This is a genomic window from Mangrovicoccus ximenensis (assembly GCF_003056725.1).
GTDB lineage: Bacteria > Pseudomonadota > Alphaproteobacteria > Rhodobacterales > Rhodobacteraceae > Mangrovicoccus > Mangrovicoccus ximenensis.
This window is the reverse complement of sequence record NZ_QBKZ01000011.1, coordinates 1-9,906: the sequence shown is the minus strand read 5'-3', so window position 1 is coordinate 9,906 and position 9,906 is coordinate 1. Positions and strand designations below refer to the sequence as shown.

11 protein-coding genes and 1 pseudogene are annotated in these 9,906 nt (G+C 67.6%); 11 read left to right on the top strand and 1 reads right to left on the bottom strand.

The genetic code is table 11. The features are described from left to right. The 11 genes and pseudogenes from C7T91_RS13105 to C7T91_RS35625 form a co-directional block, all read left to right on the top strand. A pseudogene (locus C7T91_RS13105) lies at nucleotides 1-643 on the top strand (preprotein translocase subunit SecY); the annotation flags it as partial. Next, complete coding sequence (locus tag C7T91_RS13100; protein ID WP_108259635.1) at nucleotides 640-1,221, top strand: adenylate kinase; 582 nt, start codon at nucleotides 640-642, stop codon at nucleotides 1,219-1,221. The pseudogene C7T91_RS13105 and the gene C7T91_RS13100, both read left to right, overlap by 4 nt. A gap of 352 nt (nucleotides 1,222-1,573) precedes the next feature. Further along, complete coding sequence (gene rpsM / locus C7T91_RS13095; protein WP_108259634.1) at nucleotides 1,574-1,942, top strand: 30S ribosomal protein S13; 369 nt, start codon at nucleotides 1,574-1,576, stop codon at nucleotides 1,940-1,942. A gap of 15 nt (nucleotides 1,943-1,957) precedes the next feature. After that, nucleotides 1,958-2,353 (top strand): 30S ribosomal protein S11, encoded by a 396-nt coding sequence (gene rpsK / locus C7T91_RS13090; protein ID WP_108259633.1) that lies wholly within the window; start codon nucleotides 1,958-1,960, stop codon nucleotides 2,351-2,353. A gap of 116 nt (nucleotides 2,354-2,469) precedes the next feature. After that, nucleotides 2,470-3,486 (top strand): DNA-directed RNA polymerase subunit alpha, encoded by a 1,017-nt coding sequence (locus C7T91_RS13085; protein ID WP_108259637.1) that lies wholly within the window; start codon nucleotides 2,470-2,472, stop codon nucleotides 3,484-3,486. A gap of 167 nt (nucleotides 3,487-3,653) precedes the next feature. Beyond that, nucleotides 3,654-4,073 carry a 50S ribosomal protein L17 gene (gene rplQ, locus C7T91_RS13080; RefSeq protein WP_108259632.1) on the top strand — a complete coding sequence of 140 codons (420 nt, stop codon included), beginning with the start codon at nucleotides 3,654-3,656 and terminating at the stop codon, nucleotides 4,071-4,073. Between the two features lie 127 nt (nucleotides 4,074-4,200). Beyond that, entirely contained in the window at nucleotides 4,201-5,529 is a 1,329-nt protein-coding gene (locus C7T91_RS13075; protein ID WP_108259631.1) for a replication-associated recombination protein A, read from the top strand. A gap of 31 nt (nucleotides 5,530-5,560) precedes the next feature. After that, nucleotides 5,561-5,938, top strand: coding sequence for a fluoride efflux transporter CrcB (gene crcB / locus C7T91_RS13070; RefSeq protein ID WP_108259630.1), 378 nt, complete (start codon nucleotides 5,561-5,563; stop codon nucleotides 5,936-5,938). Further along, nucleotides 5,935-6,984 (top strand): RluA family pseudouridine synthase, encoded by a 1,050-nt coding sequence (locus tag C7T91_RS13065; RefSeq protein ID WP_108259629.1) that lies wholly within the window; start codon nucleotides 5,935-5,937, stop codon nucleotides 6,982-6,984. Before crcB ends, C7T91_RS13065 begins: the two co-directional genes overlap by 4 nt. Beyond that, nucleotides 6,981-7,658 (top strand): HAD-IA family hydrolase, encoded by a 678-nt coding sequence (locus C7T91_RS13060; protein WP_108259628.1) that lies wholly within the window; start codon nucleotides 6,981-6,983, stop codon nucleotides 7,656-7,658. The genes C7T91_RS13065 and C7T91_RS13060 overlap by 4 nt, the downstream gene beginning before the upstream one ends. Nucleotide 7,659: 1 nt before the next feature. After that, on the top strand, nucleotides 7,660-9,648 hold the full coding sequence (locus C7T91_RS35625; RefSeq protein WP_236638217.1) for an ATP12 family protein: 1,989 nt from the start codon (nucleotides 7,660-7,662) through the stop codon (nucleotides 9,646-9,648). A gap of 18 nt (nucleotides 9,649-9,666) precedes the next feature. Here the strand turns inward: C7T91_RS35625 and C7T91_RS32555 are convergent. Then, nucleotides 9,667-9,906 (bottom strand): hypothetical protein (locus C7T91_RS32555; RefSeq protein WP_161555883.1); only part of this gene is annotated, 240 nt, incomplete at its 5' end.

Sequence of the window (9,906 nt, the reverse complement as noted above, 5' to 3'; positions counted from 1 at the left end):
ACGCTCGCTGCGCAAGGTGCACATCCAGTACCCGCGCCGCCAGGTCGGCATGAAGATGTATGACGGCGGCTCCAGCCACCTGCCGATCAAAGTGAACCCGGCGGGCGTCATCCCGGCGATCTTCGCCTCCTCGCTGCTCCTGCTGCCGACCACGCTCGCGACCTTCTCGGGTTCGCAGACCGGTCCGGTGATGTCGACGATCCTGGCCTATTTCGGCCCCGGCCAGCCGCTGTATTTACTGTTTTTTACAGCGATGATCGTTTTCTTCACTTACTTTTACACGCAGAACGTGGCATTCAAGACCGAAGACGTCGCGGACAACCTGAAGAATCAGGGTGGCTTCATCCCGGGGATTCGTCCCGGAAAGCGGACCGCGGAGTATCTTGACTACGTGGTCGTGCGACTTCTTGTCCTCGGTTCCGCGTATTTGGCGCTTGTTTGCCTTCTTCCCGAAGTCATGCGGTCGCAGTTGAGCATTCCCTTCTACTTTGGCGGCACTTCCGTCCTTATTGTCGTCTCCGTTACGATGGACACGATCCAGCAGGTCCAGTCGCACCTTCTGGCGCACCAGTACGAAGGCCTGATCGAGAAGTCACAGCTCCGGGGAAAGAGGCGGAGCAAGAAAGGGACGAGACGCAAATGAACATCATCCTTCTTGGACCGCCGGGCGCGGGCAAGGGCACCCAGGCCCAGCGGCTGATCGACAGCCAGGGCATGGTCCAGCTTTCCACCGGCGACATGCTGCGCGCCGCGGTGAAGGCAGGGACCGAGATCGGCCTCAAGGCCAAGGCGGTCATGGATGCCGGCGACCTGGTCTCGGACGAGATCGTCATCGGTGTCGTTTCCGAGCGTCTCGACCAGGATGACGTCCAGGCGTCGAACGGCGTGATCTTCGACGGCTTTCCGCGCACCTCGGCCCAGGCCGAAGCGCTGGACAAGCTGCTCGCCGACAAGGGCATGAGCCTCGACGCCGTGGTCGAGATGCAGGTCCCCGACGAGCTGCTGGTCGGCCGCATCGAGAAGCGCGCCGCGGAAACCGGCGGCGGCCGGGCCGACGACAATGCCGAGACCCTGAAGAAGCGCCTGGTGAACTACCACAAGGACACCGCGCCGCTGGTCGACTACTACCGCGGCACCGGCAAGCTGAAGACGGTGAACGGCGACCAGCCGATGGACGACGTCACGGCGGCGATCCTCGGCGCGCTGGCCGTTTCGGCCTGAACCGTCGCAAACCCGTTCGATCAAGGGCCCTGCGGGGCCCTTTTTCATGTCCCGAAGGCGGAAAGGACGGCCGAAAAGCCGGGTTTGCGTCGCAGGATTTTTTGTGAGACACTTCCAAGGTCGCCGGGCTTCCGGGGGGACTAATCCCACAACTGGGCGAGGTGTCGCGATCGACCCTTGACCTAGCCTGCGATTCTCCATAATTCACGCCATCTCAACTGAGAATCGGCTGCCGCATTGCGCTCCGGCGCAACGGATTCGCCGAAGATCGCCGCGCTGCCTGCCGCTTGGCGGGTTTGCGTTGTGAAAAAAGGTTCTGGAACTACGGAACCGCAACGAAAGGAAAAACCACGTGGCACGTATCGCCGGCGTCAACATCCCCACGGCCAAGCGCGTTCCGATCGCGCTGACCTACATCCACGGCATTGGCCCGCATGTCGCTCAGCAGATCTGCGAAGCCGTCAAGATCGATGCGACCCGTCGCGTCAACGAACTCTCCGACGAGGAAGTTCTGGCCATCCGCGAGCATATCGACGCGAACTTCACCGTCGAAGGCGACCTGCGCCGCGAAGTGCAGATGAACGTCAAGCGCCTGATGGATCTCGGCTGCTACCGCGGTCTGCGCCATCGCCGCAACCTCCCCGTGCGCGGCCAGCGCACCCACACCAACGCCCGCACCCGCAAGGGCCCGGCGAAGCCGATCGCAGGCAAGAAGAAGTAAGGGGAGACCGGAAACATGGCACGTGATACCCGCCGCACCGCCGGCAAGAAAAAAGAGCGCAAGAACATCGCCGCAGGCGTTGCTCATGTGAACTCGTCGTTCAACAACACCAAGATCCTGATCTCCGACGTGCAGGGCAACGCGATCTCCTGGTCGTCGGCCGGCACGATGGGCTTCAAGGGCTCGCGGAAGTCGACCCCCTACGCTGCCCAGATGGCTGCAGAGGACGCGGGCAAGAAAGCCCAGGAGCACGGCGTCAAGACCCTCGAGGTCGAGGTGCAGGGCCCCGGTTCGGGCCGTGAATCCGCACTGCGCGCCCTGGCGGCCGTCGGCTTCAACATCACGTCGATCCGCGACGTGACCCCGATCGCGCATAACGGCTGCCGTCCCCCGAAGCGCCGCCGCGTCTGATCCGCATCGACAAGCTTTGAACCGGCGGCATCCGGCCGCCGGTTCGATCCGTTCACAACCTCGGGTGTCGCGGGCCTTTGGACATGGGGCAGGCGGCGAGCATGGAGGCCACAGGCATGATCCAGAAGAACTGGCAAGAGCTCATCAAACCGATGCAGCTCGACGTTAAGCCGGGCAACGATCCCACCCGCCAGGCGACGCTTGTCGCCGAGCCTCTGGAGCGCGGCTTCGGCCTGACCATGGGCAACGCGCTGCGCCGCGTGCTCATGTCCTCGCTGCAGGGCGCGGCCATCACCACCGTCCAGATCGACAACGTGCTGCACGAGTTCTCCTCGGTGGCGGGCGTCCGCGAGGACGTGACCGACATCGTGCTGAACCTCAAGGGCGTCGCGATCAAGATGGATGTCGAAGGTCCGAAGCGGATCACCATCCAGGCGCGCGGCCCGGGTGCCGTGACGGCGGGCGAGATCTCCGAATCCGCAGGCATCGAGGTCCTGAACCGCGACCACATCATCTGCCATCTCGATGACGGCGCCGATCTCTACATGGAGATGACGGTCGATATCGGCAAAGGCTATGTCTCCGCGGACAAGAACCGTCCCGAGGACGCCCCGATCGGCCTGATCCCGATCGATGCGATCTTCTCGCCGGTCAAGAAGGTCTCCTACGACGTCCAGCCGACCCGCGAGGGCCAGGTTCTGGATTACGACAAGCTGACCATGAAGATCGAAACCGACGGCTCGGTCACGCCCGAGGACGCCGTGGCCTTCGCCGCGCGCATCCTGCAGGACCAGCTGCAGATCTTCGTCAACTTCGACGAGCCGGAAGCGGCCCGCGCCGAATCCGACGATGACGGTCTCGAGTTCAACCCGCTCCTCCTGAAGAAGGTGGACGAGCTGGAACTGTCGGTCCGCTCGGCGAACTGCCTGAAGAACGACAACATCGTCTATATCGGCGACCTGATCCAGAAGACCGAAGCCGAGATGCTCCGCACTCCGAACTTCGGCCGCAAGTCGCTGAACGAGATCAAGGAAGTGCTCTCGGGCATGGGGCTGCATCTCGGCATGGATGTCGAGGACTGGCCGCCGGACAACATCGAAGACCTGGCGAAGAAATTCGAAGACCAGTTCTGAGATTTCCGGCCTGTGCGCCCCGGGCTTGATCCGGGGACTTGCCGGAGATAACAGGAGGCCCCGGGTCAAGCCCGGGGCGCCGCACCGCAAGACTAGGGCAATTCCGCCCCACAAAGGAGGTCCCCGCACGCATGGGGGCCGGACAAAGCATCTGAAAGGATAGACACATGCGTCACGCCCGCGGATACCGCCGCCTGAACCGCACCCACGAGCACCGCAAGGCGCTCTTCGCGAACATGGCCGGCTCGCTGATCGAGCACGAGCAGATCAAGACGACCCTGCCGAAGGCGAAGGAACTGCGCCCGGTGATCGAGAAGCTGGTCACCCTCGCGAAGCGCGGCGACCTGCATGCCCGCCGCAACGCCGCATCGCGCCTGAAGCAGGACGCGCTGGTCGCCAAGCTCTTCGACGTGCTGGGCCCGCGCTACAAGGACCGCCAGGGCGGCTATGTCCGCATCCTGAAGGCCGGCTTCCGCTATGGCGACATGGCACCGATGGCGATCATCGAATTCGTCGACCGCGACGTCGATGCCAAGGGTGCCGCCGACCGTGCGCGCCTCGAAGCCGAGGACGCCGCGGAAGCGTAAGCTTTTCCGCAGCGATTTTCCGGAAGGGCGGGCCGTCTGGTCCGCCCTTTTGCGTTTGCGTTCCTCCCCTCTCCCCTCGGGGGAGAGGGGGCTTGCGCAAGCCGGCCGGAGCCGCAACATCCCTGACATGGCCGATCTCTTCGACTCCCTTCCCGATGCCGGTCCCTCCCGGTCCGCCATGCCCGATGGCCCGCGTCCGCTCGCCGACCGGCTGCGGCCGCGCCAGCTGTCCGAGGTGCTGGGCCAGGAAACCGCGCTCGGCCCCGACGCGCCGCTCGGCACCATGCTGGCCGCGGGACAGATCCCCTCGCTGATCCTCTGGGGCCCGCCGGGCGTCGGAAAGACCACCATCGCGCGGCTCCTGGCGCGCGAGGCCGGGCTCCACATGGTGGAGATCAGCGCGATCTTCGCCGGGGTCGCCGATCTGAAGAAGGTCTTCGAGGACGCCCGCCAGCGCCGCCGCGCCGGGCAGGGCACGCTGCTCTTCGTCGACGAGATCCACCGCTTCAACAAGGCCCAGCAGGACGGGTTCCTGCCGCATCTGGAAAGCGGGCTGATCACGCTGGTCGGCGCCACCACCGAAAATCCTTCCTTCGAACTCAATGCCGCGCTGCTCAGCCGTGCCCATGTGGTGGTTCTGCGCCGGCTCGGCGCGGAGGCGCTGGAGCAGATGCTGGCGCGGGCCGAGGCGGAACTCGGCACGGAATTGCCGCTGGCGCCGGAGGCGCGGGCGCATCTTCTGGCGATGGCCGACGGCGACGGGCGCAGCCTGCTGAACATGGCCGAGGTGATCGCCAGCTGGAAACTCGGCGCGCCGCTCGATCCGAAGCAGCTCGGCCAGCGGCTGCAGCAGCGGGCTGCCAATTACGACAAGTCGGGCGACGGCCATTACAACCTGATCTCGGCGCTGCACAAATCGGTGCGCGGTTCGGACCCGGATGCGGCGCTCTACTGGTTCGCGCGGATGCTCGAGGGCGGCGAGGATCCGCGCTTCCTTGCCCGCCGCCTGACCCGCATGTCGGTCGAGGATATCGGCCTCGCCGATCCTCAGGCCCAGGCGGTCTGCATCGACGCCTGGCAGAGCTATGAACGGCTCGGCAGCCCCGAGGGCGAGCTGGCGCTGGCCCAGGCGGTGATCTACCTCGCGCTCGCGCCGAAATCGAATGCCGCCTACGTTGCCTACAAGGCGGCCCGCGCGCTGGCGAAGAAGACCGGGTCGGTGCCGCCGCCGAAGCATGTCCTGAACGCGCCGACCGGGCTGATGAAGGACCAGGGCTATGGCGCGGGCTATGCCTATGACCATGATGCCGAAGACGGATTTTCCGGGCAGGACTACTTCCCGGAGGGCATGGCGCGGCCCGATCTCTACCAGCCGGTCGACCGCGGCTTCGAGCGCGATCTGGCCAAGCGGGCCGGCTATTTCGCGCGCTTGCGCGCAAGGCGGCAGGACGGTTGACTCCGCGCCCGAGGCGGGAAAAGAGGGGCGGATGATCGACAAGCTTGCCATGGTCGCCCTCGGGGGCGCGTTGGGCGCCTCGGGGCGCTATCTTTCGGGCGTCATGCTGATGCGCCTGATGGGGCCCGGATTCCCCTGGGGCACGCTCTTCGTCAATATCGTCGGCTCCTTCGCCATGGGCGTGCTCGTCACGGTGATGGCGCTGAAGGGCGGCACCAAGTTCGCGCCCTTGCTCACCGTCGGGATGCTCGGCGGCTTCACCACCTTTTCCAGCTTCTCGCTCGATGCCGTCACGCTCTGGGAGCGCGGCGAGCTTGCAGGGGCTGCGCTCTACGTGGCGGCGTCCGTCACGCTTTCGCTGGCCGCGCTTTTCGCCGGGCTGGCCCTGACCAGGATGATCCTCCAATGAGCGGCGTTCAGACCATAACCGTGAGTGCCGGCGATGCGGACCAGCGGCTCGACCGCTGGCTGCGCCGGATGTTCCCCCATCTCGGCCAGGGCCGCATCGAGAAGATGTGCCGCAAGGGCGAGCTGCGCGTCGATGGCGGAAGGGTGAAGCCCGCGACCCGTCTCGAGGCCGGGCAATCCGTGCGCATCCCGCCGATCCCCGAACCGGGCCCCGAGCAGGACAAGCCGCCGGTGCCGCGGATCGCCGAGGCCGATGCCGAGATGATGCGCCGCGCGGTGCTCTACCGCGATGACCACGTCATCGCGCTGAACAAGCCGCCGGGGCTGGCCTCGCAGGGCGGCTCGGGCCAGACGCGCCATGTCGACGGGCTGGCCGAAGCGCTGCGCTTCGGCCTCGACGAGAAGCCGCGGCTGGTCCACCGGCTCGACCGCGACACCTCGGGCGTCATGATCATGGCGCGCACCCGCAAGGTGGCCGATGCGCTGACCAAGGCGTTCCGCTCGCGCGAGACCCGCAAGATCTACTGGGCGGTCGTGGCGGGCGTGCCGCATCCGGCGATGGGCACGATCAAGTACGGGCTGGTGAAGGCCGGCGGCCACGGCAAGGGCGGCGAGGGCGAGAAGATGCACTGCATCCATCCCCGCGATGTCGAGAAGACCGAGGGCGCCAAGCACGCCACGACCGACTACGCGGTGCTCAGCCCGCTGGCCAAGCGCTGCGCCTGGGTGGCGATGGTGCCGATCACCGGCCGCACCCACCAGCTGCGCGCGCATATGGCCGAGCTCGGCCATCCGATCATCGGCGACGGCAAATATGGCGGCTCCGGCCAGGAGAACCTGGGCGACGGCTGGGGCGCGCAGCTCGGCGGCGAGATCAGCCGCAAGCTGCACCTGCATGCCCGCAGCCTGACCATCACCCATCCGGTCACCGGCAATCAGCTGACCATCACCGCGCCGCTGCCCGAGCATATGGAGCGCACCTGGAAGACGCTGGGCTGGGATGCGGCGGATGTTCCGGCCGACCCGTTCGAGGACCCCGAGTTTTGACCCGCCTCCGCCTCGCGCTTTTCGATGTCGACGGCACGCTGGTCGACAGCCAGGGCCATATCAAGCTGTCGATGGCCGCGGCTTTCGGCGCCGAGGGGCTGGAAACGCCCTCGGTGCCCGAGATCCTGTCGATCGTCGGCCTGTCGCTGCCGAATGCCATCGCCCAGCTCGTCCCCGATCTCGATCCGCAGCGGATCGACCGGATGGTGGAAACCTACAAGGACGCCTATGCCTCGCTGCGCGGCGCCGATGCGGCGGCGTCGTCGCCGCTCTACGAGGGCGCGCTGGCCTGTCTCGACGCGCTGGCTGCGGATGATCATGTGCTGATCGGCATCGCCACGGGAAAGTCGCGGCGCGGGCTGACGCATCTGCTGGACACCCACGCGATGGCGCATCGCTTCGTCACCACCCAGGTGGCGGACGACCACCCGTCGAAGCCGCATCCCTCGATGGTGCTGGCGGCGATGGCGGCCTGCGGCGTCGAGCCTGCCGATACCGTGATGATCGGCGACACCGCCTTCGACATGGAGATGGGCCGGGCCGCGGGGGCGCGGCGGCTGGGCGTGAGCTGGGGCTATCATCCGGTGGCGCGGCTGGAAGAGGCCGGGGCCGAGCGGCTGGCGACGGATTATGCACAGGTGCCGGGCCTGCTGAACGAACTCTGGGAGAACTGAGATGGCGGGCTGGGTGCCGAAACGCTTCTGGAAGGAAGCTGCGGTTGCGGAGGCCGGAGACGGCTGGACGGTTCAGCTGGACGGCCGCGCGGTGAAGACGCCGGCCAAGGCGGCGCTGGTGCTGCCGTCGCGGGCCTATGCCGAGGCCGTGGCCGCGGAATGGGACGCCCAGGAAGAGACCGTCAATCCGGCGATCATGCCGCTGACGAAGCTCGCGAATTCGGCGATCGACAATGTCGCGCCGAACCACGCGGCGGTGGCCGGCATGCTGGCGGAGTACGGCGGCACGGATCTGCTGTGCTACCGAGCGGAAGCACCTGCCGATCTGGTCGCGCGGCAGCGCGCGGCCTGGGACCCGCTGCTGATCTGGTCGGCCGGACGCTTCGGTGCGCCGCTCAACACCGGTTCGGGGATCATGCATGTCGCCCAGCCTGCCGAAAGCCTCGCCGCGCTCGCGGCCGAGGTGCGCGGGCTGACGGCCTTCGAACTGGCGGCCTTCCATGACCTGGTCGCGATGTCGGGCTCGCTGATCCTCGCGCTGGCCGTGGCGCATGGCGAGGCGGAGGCCGAGGCCGCCTGGGCCGGGCCGATGCCGGGCCGATGCCGGAAATGCCCGCCCACCGGCGGCTTCCGTCACGGGCGCGATGACGCATTTCGCTTCCGCCGCCGAGGCCGCCAAGCCCTGCCGCGATCGGCTCGGGTTGCTCCGCGAGGGACGGGACGGGGGCTCCGGCCATGCGGCCTAAGCGGCCAGTTCCGCGACTTTTCCCTTCAATGCCGCCACGCCGCCTGTCCCCTTTGCCGCGGCGAGACCAACCTCCGCCGGAGGCGCGCGGTGGGCATTGACCGGCATCCTGCGCTGCCGGACAGGCAGATCCCGCCCCCGGTGCTGCATGGGCAAGCCCTGCGCCCCGGCTGTCCTGATCCCGGCGAAGCGCATCCCGGGCCTCGCTGCTGCCTCCGCGACCGCTTCGGCGCCTGCAGCATCAGTTTCCGCGCTTGGCGCCAAGCTTCGCACAGTGCGGCGGCATCAGGCGAACGGCCTGTCCGAGCGCGCTCGGCTCCCGTGCCCGGCGATGCGCCGGGGCGCCTGCCTCCATCCCCGCGACGCAAGGGGAATGCCGCCGGAAACCGTCGGGGCAGCAGCGCGCCGGAGCGACCGGCGGAACACGGTCTGTCCCCCGTCACGGAAGCCGTGGCCCTGAAACACGCTCTTCGCGATATCGGGACCAACCACCGATGCGGGAACCGGGCCCCGCCACGGCAGCACTCCAGACTGCGACCAACAGGGAGGGAAATTCGGCAAGGGGCGGCAACCGGGGCGCGTTCGGGCTGGAGCGGGTCGGCTGCGTCCGGTAGGCTGGCCGCAGCTTGCCGGGGAGGGCGCGACATGAACGGGGCCGAGACGCTGGTGGAGACCTTCCTTTCGGGCGGGGTGGAGATCTGCTTCGCCAATCCCGGAACCTCCGAGATGCATTTCGTGGCCGCGCTCGACAGCCACCCCCGGATGCGCTGCATCCTCGGCCTCTTCGAGGGCGTCGTCACAGGCGCCGCGGACGGCTATTTCCGGATGGCGCGGAGTCCGGCGGCGACGCTCCTGCATCTGGCTCCGGGCTTCGGCAACGGCTATGCCAGCATCCACAACGCCCGCAAGGCGCATAGCGGCATGATCAACGTGGTCGGCGACCATGCGGATTACCACCTGAAATACGACGCGCCGCTGAAGGGCGACATCGAGGGGGTCACCCGCGGCGTTTCGGACTGGCTGAGGGTGTCGCCGGACGCACTCGCGGTTGCCGGGGACGGGGCAGGGGCGATCCGTGCGGCGCGGGCGCGCAACGGCCAGATCGCGACTCTGGTGCTGCCTGCGAACACCGCCTGGGAAGAGGCCGCAGGCCCCGCGGCGATGCTGCCGCCGGTGCTGCGCAGCCGCACCGCCGCAAATGCCCGCCGCCTGGGGCAGGCGGGCATGCGCTTCGCGGTCATCTGAGCCCGCGGGCGGTCCGGATCAGAGACCGAGCCCCGCCTTGACGCAGGCGCGGCCCGCGGCATTGCCCGGCGCATCGAAGGCCGACCACATGTTGCGCCCCGACCAGACCGTCAACTTGGTGCCATCCTGGGTCACCGCATCGCCGCGCAGCGTGCCGGGGGTCGCGGTCCTGAACTGGAAATCCGCCGTCTGGCCGTTCGAGCAGCTCAGCCGCACCCGCGCCACCGACCGGCTCATCGTCGGCAGGAAGTCGCCGCT